Here is a 15,167-nt window from a genome sequence, read left to right as displayed (position 1 = left end):
GGGGTGCGCCACATCGGGCGTCTGCCGCATCCTCGGGCCCCTCACGGGTGCCCGGACGCGTCTGAGGGGCCTTAGACGCGCGTCCGGACGGCGCCGGACGGGCTAAGGCCCCTCAGAAGGGGGGTGCGCCGGGGGTCAGCCGGCCGACGGCAGCCCCAGCAGGACATCGGTGTACTTGAGCACGGCGAGCAGCAGGCCGATCACGCCGAGGGCGATCCCGGCCCAGGAGACGGACCTGATCCAGGGGGCCTGGGGCGCGCCGGGCGCCCCGAAGGCGGGCCGGGCCAGGACGACGACGCCCACGATCAGCGCGGTCAGCGCGAACAGGCCGCCCCAGAGGGCGGTGGCCTGCCAGGCGTTGCCGTAGCCCTTCTCGATCATGGTGGCGACGTCCGAGGAGGCGCTGGTCTCCAGCTGGCCGATCACGGATTCCCGGGCGGAGGCCACGGTGCCGATCCAGCCGCCGGTCAGCGAGACCACGCCGAGCCCCGCGGAGACGACGGCGCCCGCGCCCTGGCCGACGCCGGGGGCCGGGGCGGCGGCCGCGTCGGACGCCCCGGCGACGGCGGCCCCGTCCTCGGCGGCGTCCCCGTCCGCCACGGCACCCGCGTCCCCGGCGGCGGCCACGTCCCCGGCGGTCCCGTTCGCGTCCCCGGCGGCCCCGGTGGCGGGGGCGGCCGCGGGGCCGTCCTCCCCGGTGGCCGGGCGGGTGACGCCGCCGTCGGCGGTCCCGGCCGCGGTCGTGCCGGTGGTGCTCTCGTCGGACGTCGCGCCGCTCTCGTCCACTGTCCTCGTTCCCATGTCCCGCACCGTACGGACGCTCTCTGAGAGGTCCCTTAACGGCCGGCCGCGGCCCCGTGCTCGCGCGCCGCGCGCCACTCGGGCGCGAGGACCGACCACACCTCCATGTCCTGGCGGACGCCCCGGTAGGGGAAGCTCTCGCGCCGGACGCCCTCCAGCGTCATGCCGAGCCGCCGGGCGGCGTTGACGCTGGGGAGGTTGGCGGCGGAGGCGTGCCACTCGACGCGGTGCATGCCGCGCCGGTCGAAGGCCCAGTCGATCAGGACGCGGGCGCCGCGGGCGACCAGGCCCCGGCCGGTGGCGGCGGGCTCCAGCCAGCAGCCGATCTCGCAGACCCCGGTGGCGGCGTCGAAGTCGGGGAAGAGGACCCCGCCGACGAGCGTGCCGTCCAGCCACAGCCCGTGCAGGAAGCCGGTGTCGGCGGCGTGCCGGTCGGCGTAGGAGCGGAGCAGGGCGCGGGCGGAGTCGAGGTCGGTGGCGCGGGAGCCGAACGGGACGTGCTCGTTGATGAAGTCCCGGCCGCGGTCCAGGTGGGCCAGGAACTCCTCGGCGTGCCAGGTCTCCAGGGGGCGCAGTTCGGCGCCGTCGTCACCCAGTGGTATCGCGTACATCGTGCTGCCGCTCCTCGTCCGCCGGGGCGGCGGCCGCCAGCGCGTCCCCCGTCCGGTCACCCTCGTCCAGGGGGCCCCGGGCCGGGACGCCCTCGGTCAGGACGTCCGCCACCGCGGCGTCCGTCGCGGCGGCCAGCCTCTCATGGGCCGCGCGGCACTCGGGCGGCTCGATGCTCAGGCGGGGCAGCAGGGCGTCCAGGCGGCGGGGCAGCCACCAGTTGGCGCGGCCCAGCAGGTGCATCAGGGCGGGCACCAGCAGGGTGCGCAGGACGAAGGCGTCCAGGGCGACGGCGGCGGCCAGGGCGATGCCGAACATGGCGATGATCCGCTCGCCGCTGAGCACGAAGGCGAGGAAGACCGAGATCATGATGACGGCGGCGGAGTTGATCACCCGGCTGGTCTCGGCGAGGCCGACCCGGACCGCCCGGCGGTTGTCGCCGGTCTCCAGCCACTCCTCGTACATCCGGCTGACCAGGAAGACCTGGTAGTCCATGGAGAGCCCGAAGAGGACCGACACCATGATCACCGGCAGGAAGGGCTCGATGGGACCAGCGCTGCCGAGGCCCAGCAGTTCGCTCCCCCAGCCCCACTGGAAGATCGCCACGACGACGCCGAAGGAGGCGGCGACGGCGGCGACGTTCATCGCGGCGGCCTTGAGGGGGATCCCGACGGAGCGGAAGGCCAGCAGGAGCAGCAGGCAGCCCAGGCCGATGACGACGCCGACGAACAGCGGCAGCTTGCCGATGATGACCCGGGCGAAGTCGTCGTACCCGGCCGTGACGCCGCCGACGTGGACGTCGAGGGTGGTGCCGGCCTCGGCGCGGGGCAGCACGTCGGCGCGCAGCCGCTGGACGAGGTCGCTGGTGGCCTCGGACTGCGGGGCCGACTCGGGCACCACGGCGAGCCGCGCGGTGTCGCCCCCGGCGTTGTAGGTCACGGGGCTGACGGAGGCGACGCCCTCGGTGGTGCGCAGGGCGGTGCCGAGGTTGTCCAGGGCGAGCCGGTCCCCGGCGCCGTCGACCTCGGTGACGAGGGTGAGGGGGCCGTTGACGCCGGGGCCGAAGCCGTCGGCGAGCAGGTCGTAGGCCTGGCGGGTGGTGGTGGAGCGGGGGTCGTTGCCCTGGTCGGAGGTGCCCAGGCGGAGCCCGAGGGTGGGCAGGGCGAGCAGGGTGATGACCACCAGGGCGAGGGCGCCGAGCAGCTTGGGCCGGCGCTCGACGAAGGCGGACCAGCGGGCGGCGAAGCCGGTGGGCAGTTCGGGCTGGGGCCCGGAGCGGGCCAGGCGGCGCCGTTCGCGGCGGCTCAGGGCGCGCGGGCCGATGTACGACAGCAGGGCCGGGAGGAGGGTGACGGAGGCGGCGACGGTGAGGACCACGGTGAGGCCGGCGGCAATGGCGACGCCGTTGAGGAAGCTCAGCCGGAGGATGAGCATGCCCAGCAGGGCGATGCACACGGTGGCGCCCGCGAAGACGACGGCCCGCCCGGTGGTGGCGACGGCGTTCTCGGCGGCCTCGGCGACGGACAGGCCCCGTTTCAGCCCCCGTCGGTGCCGGGTGACGATGAACAGGGCGTAGTCGATGCCGACGCCGAGCCCGATGAGGGTGCCGAGCATCGGCGCGAAGTCGGCGACGGTCATGACGTGGCCGAGCAGGGTGATCCCGGCATAGGCGGTGCCGACCGAGACCAGGGCGGTGGCGATGGGCAGCAGGGAGGCGGCGAGCGAGCCGAAGGCGACGAAGAGCACCACCGCGGCGACGGCGACCCCGACGATCTCGGCCAGGTGCCCGCCGGAGGACTGGGTGAGGGCGATGGCGCTGCCGCCCAGCTCGACCTGGAGCCCGTCGGCGCGGGCCTGCCCGGCGGTGTCGACGACGGCCTCGGCGCGGGCCGGGTCGAGGTCCTGGGCGGCGTCGGCGAAGGTGACCGTGGCGTAGGCGGTGCGGCCGTCCTCGCTGATCATCCCGGAGCCGGGACCGTCGTAGGGCCCGGTGACCGAGACCACCCCGGGCAGCTCGGCGACGCGGTCCAGGGTGCGGGTCATGGTCTGCTCGACGTCGGCGGCGCGGACGCTGCCGGAGCCGGTGTGCCAGACGATGGTGTCGCTGTCCCCGTCGAGGCCCGGGAAGCCCTCGTGGAGGAGCTGGTAGGCACGGTCGGCGTCGGTGCCGGGGATGCCGTAGTCGTTGGCGTACGAGGATCCCGCGACGAGGGCGGCCGACCCCACGCCGCCGAGGGCGAGGAGCCAGAGCAGGACGACGAGGAGCCGCCGCCGGAGACACCAGCGTGCGAGGGATGCCACGATCATGCTCCCGGGGGGTGTGATGGTGGATCTTGGCCGGAAACCGTCCGTCACGGAATGGCGGGCATTCGGGGAATGAACGGCCGACGAAGAACACATGAGCCGTGCGCATCCCACTCTCGCAGCCCGAAATGATCCTTTGCGGACTTCGTGTGCTTATTCACAGCAGTGCGGGAGGTTCTCCCCCACCCGCCGGGCGGGCCGGTTCCGGCGGACCGCGCCCGCCGGAACCGGGGCCCGATCCGGGGCCCGATCCGGGGCCCGATCCGGGGCCCGATCCGGGGCCCGATCCGGGGCCCGATCCGGGGCCCGCGGGAACGGCCCGCGGCCTGCGGGCTGCGGGCTTGCGGGCTTGCGGGCTTGCGGGCTTGCGGGCTTGCGGGCTTGCGGGCTTGCGGTGCGTATCTCCCACGGCGGTCCCGCCGTCGGCCGCGACATGGGCGGCCCGCCGTTCCCCGGCCCGGTCCCGGCGCGGGGAACGCCGAAGGGGCGGTGCTTCGGGACCGGGTCCCTCGCACCGCCCCTTCGGGCACCGCCGCCGGGCCGGGCCCGGCGGCGTGGATCAGCCCTCGGTGACGCCGAGCCGCTCCAGGATCAGCTCCTTGACCCGGGCCGCGTCCGCCTGGCCCCGGGTCGCCTTCATGACCGCGCCGACCAGGGCGCCGGCCGCGGCCACCTTGCCACCGCGGATCTTGTCCGCGATGCCCGGGTTGCCCGCGATGGCCTCGTCGACGGCAGTGGTCAGGGCGCCCTCGTCGGAGACGACCTTCAGACCGCGCCGGTCGACGACCTCGTCCGGGGTGCCCTCCCCGGCGAGCACGCCCTCGATGACCTGGCGGGCCAGCTTGTCGTTGAGATCGCCCCCGGCGACCAGCTCGGACACCCGGGCGACCTGCGCCGGGGTGATCGCCAGCTCGTCCAGCGCGGTGCCGGACTCGTTGGCGCTGCGGGCCAGCTCGCCCATCCACCACTTGCGGGCGGAGGCCGCGTCGGCACCGGCGTCGATCGTCGCGACGATCGGCTCCAGGGCACCGGCGTTGAGGATCGCCTGCATCTCGGTGCCGCTCACGCCCCACTCCTCGCGGAGCCGGCTGCGGCGCACCAGCGGCAGCTCGGGCAGCGCGGCGCGGATCTCCTCGACCCACTCGCGGGACGGGGCGACCGGCACCAGGTCGGGCTCCGGGAAGTACCGGTAGTCCTCCGCCTCCTCCTTCACGCGGCCCGAGGTGGTGGACCCCGTGTCCTCGTGGAAGTGGCGGGTCTCCTGGATGATCGTGCCGCCCGAGGAGAGGACCGCGGCGTGCCGCTGGATCTCGAAGCGGGCGGCGCGCTCCACGGAGCGCAGCGAGTTGACGTTCTTGGTCTCGCTGCGGGTGCCGAACCGCTCGCGGCCGTGCGGGCGCAGCGACAGGTTGACGTCGCAGCGCATCTGGCCCATCTCCATGCGGGCGTCGGACACGCCGAGCGCCCGGATGACCTCGCGCAGCTCCCGGACGTACGCCCGCGCGACCTCCGGGGCCCGCTCGCCCGCGCCCTCGATGGGCCTGGTGACGATCTCGATGAGCGGGATGCCGGCCCGGTTGTAGTCGAGCAGGGAGTGCGAGGCGCCGTGGATACGGCCGGTGGCGCCGCCGACGTGCGTCGACTTGCCGGTGTCCTCCTCCATGTGGGCGCGCTCGATCTGCACCCGGAAGGTCTCGCCGTCCTCCAGCTGTACGTCGAGGTAGCCGTCGAAGGCGATCGGCTCGTCGTACTGGGAGGTCTGGAAGTTCTTCGGCATGTCCGGATAGAAGTAGTTCTTCCGGGCGAAGCGGCACCACTCGGCGATCTCGCAGTTCAGCGCGAGGCCGATCCTGATCGCGGACTCCACTCCGGTCGCGTTGACGACCGGGAGCGCGCCGGGCATGCCGAGGCAGACCGGGCAGGTCTGGGTGTTCGGTCCGGAGCCGAGCGCGGTGGAGCAGCCGCAGAACATCTTGGTGCGGGTGCCGAGTTCGACATGGACCTCAAGGCCCATGACGGGGTCGTACGACGCCAGCGCGTCCTCGTACGACACCAGGTCGGTCGTGGTGGTCACGGTGAAACTTCCCTCTCAGCCCAGCAGGACGTCGTCGTCGCCGAGGCGCTTCACCTCGCGGTAGAGGATGGCGAGGCCGGTGACGATCGCGGCGGCGGACACGGCGGCGTCGACCAGCCGGAGCGTGTCGCTCTCGGCGCGGGCCTGCCTGGCCTGCTTGGCGATGCCGAGCGCGCCGAACGCGGTGGTGGCCATGGACAGGTAGAGGCCGTTCCTGGACTTCTTGAAGCCCTTGGCCTTCGACAGTGCCTTGCTCACAGCGACGGTGCCTCCTCGATCAGCGGGTGACCCCACTGTTCCACGAAGGCGGCCTCGACGGCGGCGCCGACCCTGTAGAGCCGGTCGTCCTTCATGGCGGGGGCGATGATCTGCAGTCCCACCGGCAGGTTGTCCTCGGGGGCGAGCCCGCAGGGCAGCGACATGGCCGCGTTGCCCGCCAGGTTGGTGGGGATGGTGCACAGGTCGGCCAGGTACATCGCCATCGGGTCGTCGGCGCGCTCCCCGATCGCGAAGGCGGTGGTCGGGGTGGTCGGCGAGACGATCACGTCGACCTGCTCGAAGGCCCGCTCGAAGTCGCGCGTGATCAGGGTGCGGACCTTCTGGGCGCTGCCGTAGTACGCGTCGTAGTAGCCGCTCGACAGGGCGTAGGTGCCGAGCATGACGCGCCGCTTGACCTCGGGGCCGAAGCCGGCCTCGCGGGTCAGGGAGGTGACCTCCTCGGCGGAGTGCGTGCCGTCGTCGCCGGTCCGCAGGCCGTAGCGCAGGCCGTCGAAGCGGGCGAGGTTGGAGGAGCACTCGGAGGGGGCGATCAGGTAGTACGCCGAGAGGGCGAGGTCGAAGGACGGGCAGTCCAGCTCGACGATCTCGGCGCCCAGCCCGCGCAGCAGCTCGACGGACTCGTCGAAGCGCTGGACGACACCGGCCTGGTAGCCCTCGCCGCGGAACTGCTTGACGACGCCGACGCGCATCCCCGCGACGCTGCCGTTACGGGCGGCCTCGACCACCGGCGGGACGGGCGCGTCGACGGAGGTGGAGTCCATCGGGTCGTGGCCGGCGATCACCTCGTGCAGCAGGGCCGCGTCCAGGACCGTGCGGGCGCAGGGGCCGCCCTGGTCGAGGGAGGAGGAGAAGGCGACCATCCCGTAGCGGGAGACGGCGCCGTAGGTCGGCTTGACGCCGACGGTGCCGGTGACGGCGGCCGGCTGGCGGATGGAGCCGCCGGTGTCGGTGCCGATGGCGAGCGGCGCCTCGAAGGAGGCGAGCGCGGCGGAGGAGCCGCCGCCGGAGCCGCCGGGGATCCGGGTGAGGTCCCAGGGGTTGCCGGTCGGGCCGTAGGCGCTGTTCTCGGTGGAGGACCCCATGGCGAACTCGTCCATGTTGGTCTTGCCGAGGATGACGACGTCGGCGGCCTTGAGCCGCTTGGTGACGGTCGCGTCGTACGGCGGGATCCAGCCTTCGAGGATCTTGGAGCCGACGGTGGTCGGCACGCCCTCGGTGGTGAAGATGTCCTTCAGCGCGAGGGGCACGCCGGCCAGCGGGCCGAGCTTCTCGCCCCGGGCGCGCTTCTCGTCGACGGCGCGGGCCTGGGCGAGGGCGCCCTCGCGGTCGACGTGCAGGAAGGCGTGCACCTTCTCGTCGACGGCCTCGATGCGGGCCAGGTGGGCCTCGGTGACCTCGACCGCGGTCAGTTCACCGGCGGCGATCTTCGCGGCGATCCCGGCCGCGGTGAGCCTGATGATGTCGCTCATGACGGTTACTCCTCCCCCAGGATCTGCGGCACCTTGAAACGCTGCTGCTCCTGGGCCGGGGCGCCGGAGAGCGCCTGCTCGGGCGTGAGCGACGGACGGACCTCGTCCGCCCGCATGACGTTCGTCAGCGGGAGCGGGTGCGAGGTCGGCGGTACGTCTTGGTCGGCGACCTCGCCGACGCGGGCGACCGCGCCGATGATGTCGTCGAGCTGTCCCGCGAAGTGATCGAGCTCTTCGGGCTTCAGCTCCAGACGCGCCAGCCGGGCGAGGTGGGCGACCTCCTCGCGCGTGATGCCAGGCATGCAGCGTTCCTCTGGGGTGAGTGTGTGTGGTTTGGAGCCAATCCTATGGGGCCGGGCCGGATGGTCGTACATCGGTTTCCCCGGCCCGGCGACGGCCGGGCGGCGTCCCGCTCGATACGGGGTGATGTTCACCCGTTCGGTGGATTCGTCGGGTGCCGTGCCGAAGGGCGGACCCGCCCGCACGGGAGACGTCCGGCGGGCGCGTCCCGCGGCGGACGGGCGCACAGGGGTGTCCCGGGCGGGAGGGCGGACGCCGGGGCCGTCCCGACGGGCGGGCCGCCGGGAGCCGCCCCGGTGGACGGGCGAACCAGGGGGCGTTCCGGCCGATGGAGGGACGCCGGGAGCCATCCCGACGGGCGACCGAACACCGAGGCGTCCCCGGGGACGGGCGGGTGCCGGGGCTGCCGGCCCGGACGGGCGCTGCCGGGCCCGGCAGCCCGGGTCGGCCCGGGGCCCGGCGAACGGGCGCGGGCGGTGCACGGTGGGCCTCCGGCCCGGCGTCGGCGCTCGGGCCCGGACACGTCAGGGGCCCGCGGGTTCCGCGCCGGGCCACCGGGCGCGTCGGCCGGGCGCGCAGAGAGTGCCGGGGGTCCGCCCGTGTCCGCCCATCGGGCGGTCCGCCACCGGGGCGAGTCCGCCGTGCGCGTGGGCCCGGCGAGCGGGCGCGGGCGGTGCACGGTGCGCCTCCGGCCCGGCGTCGGCGCTCGGGCCCGGACACGTCAGGGGCCCGCGGGTTCCGCGCGGGAGTCCGCCCGTGTCCGCCCATCGGGCGGTTCGCCACCGGGGCGAGTCCGCCGTGGACGCCGGTCGGGCGTACTCGCCGAGTGTGCCGACCGGGCGTGCCGACCGGGGCGCCCCGGTCAGGGTGCCGTCCCGCCAGGGCGAGCCCGCTGTGGACGCCGGTCGAACGTGCCCGCGGGGCCTGCCGGTCGGGCGGGCCCGCCGGGGCAACCCGGTCAGAGTGCCCGTGCCGGACCCGGCCCCCGTGGCGACGCCCCGGTCGGGGTGCCGTCAGGGCGTCCGGCGGGGTTCGTCGACCCGGGCGGCGGGCAGCGCGGCGGTGGAGCGCTGCCAGCCCCGGGCGCCCCGGGCGAGCAGCCAGGCGGTGGTCTCGTCCGGCGGCATCGCGGCGGCCACCAGCCAGCCCTGCACGGCGTCGCAGCCGAGGTCGCGCAGCCGCTCCCAGGTCTCGTCGTCCTCGACGCCCTCGGCGACGACCAGCAGGCCGAGGGAGTGGGCGAGGTCGACGGTGCAGCGCACGATCTCCGCGTCCTCGGTGTCCACGGCCAGCCGGGCCACGAACGAGCGGTCGATCTTCAGCTCGCTGACGGGGAGCCGGCGCAGGTGGACGAGGGAGGAGTAGCCGGTGCCGAAGTCGTCCAGCGACATCTTGACGCCGTGCCCGGTCAGGGCGTTGAGGGTGTCGGCGGCGCGCTGCGGGTCCTCCAGCAGGACGTGCTCGGTGATCTCCAGCTGGAGCGCCCCCGCCGGGACCCCGTGCCGGGCGAGCCGGGCGGCGACCGATCCGGCGAAGCCGGGGCTGTGCACGTCGCGCGGGGAGACGTTGACGGCGACCGGCACGAACAGCCCCTGCGAGCGCCACTGGGCGACCTGGGCGAGCGCCGTCTCCAGCACGTACTCGGTGAGGCGGGGCATCAGCCCGGAGGACTCGGCGATGGCTATGAACTCGTCCGGCGGCACCTTGCCCCGCTCCGGGTGGACCCAGCGGACCAGCGCCTCCAGCCCGGCCACCTGGCCGTCGAAGCGGACCTTGGGCTGGTAGTGGAGGCGCACCTCGTGGGCGTCCAGGGCGCGGCGCAGGTCGCCCAGGAGTCCGAGCCGGTCGGGGGTGTTGGAGTCGCGCTTGGACTCGTAGGCCTCCACCCCGGTGCGGTCCCGCTTCGCCTGGTACATCGCCACGTCGGCACGGCGCAGCAGCCCCTCGGCGTCGAGCGCGTGGTCGGGGAAGACCGCGACCCCGGCGCTGGCCTCCAGGACGAGGGTGAGCCCGTCCAGGTCGAGCGGGGAGCTGAGTTCGGTGACCAGGCTCCGGGCGACCCGGGCGGCGGCGGTGGTGGAGTCCGCGACCGGCAGTAAAACGGCGAACTCGTCGCCGCCGAGCCGGGCGGCCTCCGCCCCGCGCGGGAGGGCCTGGCGGAGCCGGTCGGCGGTCTGCAGCAGCAGCCGGTCGCCCGCCAGGTGCCCGAGGGTGTCGTTGACCGAGCGGAAGCGGTCGAGGTCGATCAGCATGAGGGCGGCGCGGGCCCCGGCGCGTTCGGCGTCGTCCAGCGCGGTCCAGGTGCGCTCCAGCAGCCACTGCCGGTTGGGCAGCCCGGTGAGCGGGTCGCGGAGCTGCTCCTCGGCGCGGGCGCGGGCGATCCACAGGGTGGAGTCGAGGGCGATCAGGGGGATGGAGAACAGCGGCAGCAGCAGCGGCTTGGCGACGGCCACCACGCAGATCAGCGGGGCGATGCCGAGCAGGGCGACGGCCAGCAGCCCCTGCCGCAGCAGGGCGGTGCGGGCGACGGTGGGCAGCCCGGGGCGCGGGGTCTGGAGGTACCAGAGCAGGGCGCGGGTGACGACGAGGTAGGCGAGGGCGACCAGCGCCACCTTGGGCACCGCGTAGGGCCCCCAGGCCGTCGGGTCCCAGGGGTGCTCGACGGTGGGGACGGAGCCGCAGACGCCGAGCACCAGGGCCCCGGCGGCGATGCCGAGGATGTCCACGGCGCCGTGCAGGACGCCCTGGCGCCAGCTCCCCCGGCGGGCGATGCCGACCAGGACGACGACGGTGAGGCTGACCATCCCGGCCGGCACCCAGCCGTGGAGCAGCAGGACGGCCAGGGTGAGCGCCGCGCCCGAGCCGGTCCCTCCCCACCAGCGGGAGCGGCCGAGCATGACGAGGTGTCCGACCACGATGCCGGCGAGCACGGCCAGCGACCAGCCCGCGGTCCCGGAGGGGAAGAGGGGGTGGCCGCCGCTGAGGGCTCGGTAGTACCCGGCGCCCAGCACGAACGCGGCGAGGGCGACGATCACGGCGGGCAGCGCGGGCCAGGCCGGATGGCGCTCGGCGTCGGCGTGCTCCTCCGAGCGGCAGGGCAGCGCGAGGGCCGTCCGGTGCCCGGCGAGGCGTCCGGGCACCGCCGGGCGCGGTGTGCCGCCCCCCGGTGCGGGGGGTCTGATGCCCCGCCAGGCGCTGACCAGTCGCCGCAGGCGCAGCCGTGAGCCCGCGGCGGCGCTCTCGGTCGGTTCCATTCCCGTCCCTCTCACAGCCGGCGGTGCCCACCACGCGGCCCGACGCCCGACATCCATCAGCGGCTCCGCGTGGGAGACCCCTTCCCCCTGTTCCGTGGGCAGGGGCCATGCGACCCGGCCGTGACCGGGCACGGCGGGCGCACAACCTCAACAGTAGGCCGCGGAGGGCTTCCTGGGGCACCGGTCGTCAACGGTTGCCCGAATGCGGCCTGGCCACCCGTATGCATCTGGTATGCGCCGATCCAGCGACGTTCAACCGTTATTCCTCGGCCGAAAGCGCGGCGGCGGTCGCGGCCTCGGGGCCCTGGCCGAGCAGGACGGCGAATCCGTCCTCGTCCAGGACGGGCACCTTGAGTTGAACGGCCTTGTCGTATTTGGAGCCGGGATTGTCCCCGACGACGACGAAGGAGGTCTTCTTGGAGACCGATCCGGTCACCTTGGCGCCGCGGCTCTGGAGGGCGTCCTTGGCGCCGTCCCGGGTGTGGCGCTCCAGGGTGCCGGTGACGACGACGGTCAGGCCCTCGAGAGGACGGGGGCCCTCCTCCTCTCCGGTGGCGTGGTCCTCCAGCGGGACGCCGGCGGCCTTCCACTTCCGGACGATCTCGCAGTGCCACTCCTCGGTGAACCACTCCTTGACGGCGGCGGCGATGGTGCCGCCGACGCCGACGGTGGCGGCGAGCTCCTCCTCGGTGGCCTGCTCGATGCGGTCGACGGAGCGGAACTCGCGGGCGAGGGCCTGGGCGGCGACCGGGCCCACGTAGCGGATGGAGAGGCCGTTGAGGAAGCGGGCCAGCGGGCGGGTCCTGGCCTCCCTGATGTTCTCCAGCAGGGCGACGGTGTTCTTCCTGGGCTCGCCGTCCTTGGTGGCGAAGACGGGGACGATCTTCTCCTCGCCGGTCTTCGGGTCGCGCTTGGGCAGCCCGCTGTCCGGGTCGAGGACGTACGCCCGGATGGGCAGGAGCTGTTCGAGGGTGAGGTCGAAGAGGTCGCCCTCGTCGGCGAGCGGCGGCTCGGCCGGTTCCAGCGGCCGGGTGAGGGCGGCGGCGACGACCCCGCCGAAGTGCTCGATGTCGAGGCACTCGCGGCCCGCGAGGTAGGTGAGGCGCTCGCGGAGCTGGGCCGGGCAGGTGCGGGCGTTGGGGCAGCGCAGGTCGATGTCGCCCTGCTTCTTCTCCACGAGCGTCGTCCCGCACTCGGGGCACCGGGTCGGCATGACGAACCTGCGCAGCTCGTCCTCCCTGCCCTCGCGGAGGTCGGCGACCGGGCCGAGGATCTCGGGGATCACGTCCCCGGCCTTGCGCAGCACCACGATGTCGCCGATGAGGACGCCCTTGGCCTTGACGACCTCCTGGTTGTGCAGGGTGGCGAACTCCACCTCGCTGCCCGCCACGGTGACCGGCTCGACCTGGGCGTAGGGGGTGACGCGGCCGGTGCGGCCGACGCCGACCTTGATGTCGATCAGCTTGGTGTTGACCTCCTCCGGCGCGTACTTGTAGGCGATGGCCCAGCGCGGGGCCCGGGCGGTGGAGCCGAGGCGGCCCTGGAGGCGGATCTCGTCGAGCTTGACGACGACGCCGTCGATCTCGTGCTCCACGGAGTGCCGGTGCTCGCCGTAGTACGCGATGAACTCCCGGACGCCGTCGAGTCCGTCGACCACCCGGTTGTGCGGGGAGGTGGGCAGGCCCCAGGTCTCCAGCAGGCCGTACGCCCCGGAGAGCCGGGTCAGGCCGGTGTAGCCCTCCAGCGCGCCGATGCCGTGGACGACCATGCGCAGCGGGCGGGTGGCGGTGACCCTGGGGTCCTTCTGGCGCAGCGATCCGGCCGCCGCGTTGCGCGGGTTGGCGAAGGGCTTGTCGCCGGCGGCGGTCAGCCGGGCGTTCAGCTCCTGGAACTTCTCCATCGGGAAGTAGACCTCGCCGCGGATCTCGACGAGGTCGGGCACCTCCTCCCCGGCGAGGCGGTCGGGGATCCCGGCGATGGTGCGGACGTTGGGCGTGATGTCCTCGCCGGTGCGGCCGTCGCCGCGGGTGGCGGCGCGGACCAGGCGGCCGTGCTCGTAGGTGAGGTTGACGGCGAGTCCGTCGACCTTCAGCTCGCACAGGAAGTGGTACTCCTGGTCGCCCAGCTCCTTGGCGATCCGCTCGGTCCAGGCCGCGAGTTCCTCGTCGTTGAAGGTGTTGTCGAGGGAGAGCATCCGGGAGCGGTGCTCGACGGCCGTGAACTCCGTCTCGTAGGTGCCCGCGACCTTCTGCGTCGGGGAGTCCGGGGTGCGCAGCTCCGGGTACTCCTCCTCCAGCGCCTCCAGGGAGCGCAGCAGCCGGTCGAACTCCGCGTCGCTGACGACGGGGGCGTCCTTCACGTAGTACCGGAAGCGGTGCTCCTCGATCCGCTCCGCGAGCCCGCCGTGCTCCTCGCGTGCCTCCGCGGGCACGTTCGTCGTCTCCGCCTGCTTGTCGCCGGCCACCGTGTCGTCCTCCCGTTACTCAGGGTTGTCCGCGAGTGATCTCGCCGCCCGGACGCAGTGGGCCAGCGCCCGGCGGGCGTACTCGGGGGACGCGCCCGCGAGTCCGCACGCCGGGGTGACCGTGACCGCGTCCGCGAGAAGCCCCGGAGACAGCCCCAGCCTGCGCCACAACGTTCTGACGTCCCCGACGCTACCGGCAGGCTCGGACAATGCGGTGTCCGTCCCCGGCACGACACCGGCGAACAGCCGGGTCCCACCCTCGACCGCCTCCCCGATCGCCTCGTCGTCACGTTCGGTGAGCAGCGAGACGTCGAAGGAGACCCCGGCCGCCCCGGCCCGGCGCAGCAGGGCGAAGGGGACGGCGGGCGCGCAGCTGTGGACGACGGTGGGGCCGCCGTCGTGCGCGGCGACGAGGTCGCGGAGGGCGGCCTCGACCTCCTGGCGGTCCACGGCGCGGTGGGTGCGGTAGCCGCTGGCGGTGCGGACCCGGCCGGTGAGGACGGCGGTCAGGGACGGCTCGTCGAGCTGGAGGACGGGGGTGGCGCCGGGCACCCGCCGCCGGATCTCCGCGAGGTGGAGGCGCAGGCCCTCGGCGAGGGAGGCGGTGAGGTCGCGGCGGGCGCCGGGGTCGGAGAGGACGGCCTCCCCGTTGCGCAGCTCCAGGCCGGCGGCGAGCGTCCAGGGGCCGACGGCCTGCACCTTGAGGGGTCCCTGGTGGCCCTGGGTGAACTCCTCCAGCGCGTCGAGGTCCTCGGCGAGCCAGGCGCGGGCCCGCCGGGTGTCGCGGCCGGGGCGGTCGCCGAGCCGCCAGCCGCTGGGCTCCACGCGCGCGTACAGCTCCACGAGCATCCCGGCGGTGCGGCCGGTCATGTCGGCGCCGGGGCCGCGGGCGGGCAGCTCGGGGAGGAAGGGGAAGTCCTCGAAGCTGCCGGTGGCGGTCCGGGCGGCCTCCCGGGCGTCGAGGCCGGGCAGCGAGCCGATGCCGGTGGCGGGGCCGAAGGGGCGGTTGTCGTTCACGGGGAAAGCGTACGCAGGCGGCGGGGGTGCGGTGCGCCGGACTCCCGCCGTACGCCGCCCCCGGAGGGCCCGGGGACGCGGCCGGTCCGATCGCGGGCTTGCGGGGGCGGTGGGGGTCCGGGCGCACGCGGTGTCCGGGCGGTGCGGCCCGGGACATGCCCCCGGGCGGACGCGCGGGGGCGGGTACGGCGACGCGGCCGGGCGCGAGCCCCGGCCGGGCGCGGGCTCACCCGCGGGCACGGGTGTCCGGACACGACCCCGACGGACGGACGGGGCCCGTACGGCATCGCGGCCGGGCGCGAGACCCCGGACAGGGCGCAGGTGTCCGGGCCGTGCGGCACGGGACACGACCCCGGGAGACGCGCGGGGCGGCGGGTACGGCGACGCGGCCGGGCGTGAGCCCCGGCCGGGCGCGGGCCCCCGGCGGGCTCAGGTGTCCGGACGAGTGACGGCTCCGGGCGGAGCCGCCCCGCCCCCGCACCGTCCCCGGCGGACGCGTGGCCCGCCCCGCGCGGTGGTCCGGGGTGCGGGCGTTCGTCCGGCGTACGGCCCCTGCCTGGCGCGCGGGCCCGGCGCGCGGGCCCGGGCCCCGCCCC

Annotated in this window: 10 protein-coding genes; all 10 read right to left on the bottom strand. The window is 74.8% G+C overall.

Translation table 11 applies throughout. The features are described 5' to 3' along the window. Window positions 1-135: 135 nt before the first annotated feature. The 10 genes from ACZ7LB_RS19240 to ACZ7LB_RS19195 all read right to left on the bottom strand — a co-directional run bounded on the left by ACZ7LB_RS19240 (window position 136) and on the right by ACZ7LB_RS19195 (window position 14,571). Entirely contained in the window at window positions 136-801 is a 666-nt protein-coding gene (locus tag ACZ7LB_RS19240) for a hypothetical protein (protein WP_471469639.1), read from the bottom strand. 35 nt (window positions 802-836) lie between these two features. Further along, complete coding sequence (locus ACZ7LB_RS19235; protein ID WP_471469637.1) at window positions 837-1,412, bottom strand: GNAT family N-acetyltransferase; 576 nt, start codon at window positions 1,410-1,412, stop codon at window positions 837-839. After that, window positions 1,390-3,711 carry an MMPL family transporter gene (locus tag ACZ7LB_RS19230; protein WP_471469635.1) on the bottom strand — a complete coding sequence of 774 codons (2,322 nt, stop codon included), beginning with the start codon at window positions 3,709-3,711 and terminating at the stop codon, window positions 1,390-1,392. The genes ACZ7LB_RS19235 and ACZ7LB_RS19230 overlap by 23 nt, the downstream gene beginning before the upstream one ends. Before the next feature lie 562 nt (window positions 3,712-4,273). Beyond that, window positions 4,274-5,788: an Asp-tRNA(Asn)/Glu-tRNA(Gln) amidotransferase subunit GatB gene (gene gatB / locus ACZ7LB_RS19225; protein WP_471469633.1), complete on the bottom strand. Its 1,515-nt coding sequence runs from the start codon at window positions 5,786-5,788 to the stop codon at window positions 4,274-4,276. 15 nt (window positions 5,789-5,803) lie between these two features. Further along, the gene (locus tag ACZ7LB_RS19220) at window positions 5,804-6,046 is read right to left on the bottom strand and encodes a hypothetical protein (RefSeq protein WP_471469632.1); all 243 of its coding nucleotides are present in this window, start codon (window positions 6,044-6,046) and stop codon (window positions 5,804-5,806) included. Beyond that, a complete protein-coding gene (gene gatA / locus ACZ7LB_RS19215) occupies window positions 6,043-7,536 on the bottom strand; it encodes an Asp-tRNA(Asn)/Glu-tRNA(Gln) amidotransferase subunit GatA (RefSeq protein ID WP_471469630.1) in 1,494 nt (497 codons plus the stop codon). Before gatA ends, ACZ7LB_RS19220 begins: the two co-directional genes overlap by 4 nt. Before the next feature lie 5 nt (window positions 7,537-7,541). Further along, entirely contained in the window at window positions 7,542-7,838 is a 297-nt protein-coding gene (gene gatC / locus ACZ7LB_RS19210) for an Asp-tRNA(Asn)/Glu-tRNA(Gln) amidotransferase subunit GatC (RefSeq protein WP_030421655.1), read from the bottom strand. A 1,011-nt stretch (window positions 7,839-8,849) separates the two neighbouring features. Next, window positions 8,850-11,090, bottom strand: a complete 2,241-nt coding sequence (locus ACZ7LB_RS19205; protein ID WP_471469628.1) for a putative bifunctional diguanylate cyclase/phosphodiesterase — start codon at window positions 11,088-11,090, stop codon at window positions 8,850-8,852. A 259-nt stretch (window positions 11,091-11,349) separates the two neighbouring features. Next, on the bottom strand, window positions 11,350-13,554 hold the full coding sequence (gene ligA / locus ACZ7LB_RS19200; protein WP_471469626.1) for an NAD-dependent DNA ligase LigA: 2,205 nt from the start codon (window positions 13,552-13,554) through the stop codon (window positions 11,350-11,352). Window positions 13,555-13,569: 15 nt separating this feature from the next. Next, a complete protein-coding gene (locus tag ACZ7LB_RS19195) occupies window positions 13,570-14,571 on the bottom strand; it encodes a methionine synthase (RefSeq protein WP_471469625.1) in 1,002 nt (333 codons plus the stop codon). Window positions 14,572-15,167: the final 596 nt, after the last annotated feature.

It is taken from the genome of Streptomyces sp. NPDC107521 (assembly GCF_055598485.1).
Note: the sequence above shows the minus strand (reverse complement) of the source record. Positions and strands in the feature narration are given on the sequence as shown.

What these genes read in the sequence shown, in the direction of transcription:
- ACZ7LB_RS19235 (WP_471469637.1), bottom strand. Translation starts at nt 1,412, where the DNA reads ATGTACGCGATACCACTGGGTGACGACGGCGCCGAACTGCGCCCCCTG.
- gatC (WP_030421655.1), bottom strand. Translation starts at nt 7,838, where the DNA reads ATGCCTGGCATCACGCGCGAGGAGGTCGCCCACCTCGCCCGGCTGGCG.
- ACZ7LB_RS19205 (WP_471469628.1), bottom strand. Translation starts at nt 11,090, where the DNA reads ATGGAACCGACCGAGAGCGCCGCCGCGGGCTCACGGCTGCGCCTGCGG.
- ACZ7LB_RS19240 (WP_471469639.1), bottom strand. Translation starts at nt 801, where the DNA reads ATGGGAACGAGGACAGTGGACGAGAGCGGCGCGACGTCCGACGAGAGC.
- gatA (WP_471469630.1), bottom strand. Translation starts at nt 7,536, where the DNA reads ATGAGCGACATCATCAGGCTCACCGCGGCCGGGATCGCCGCGAAGATC.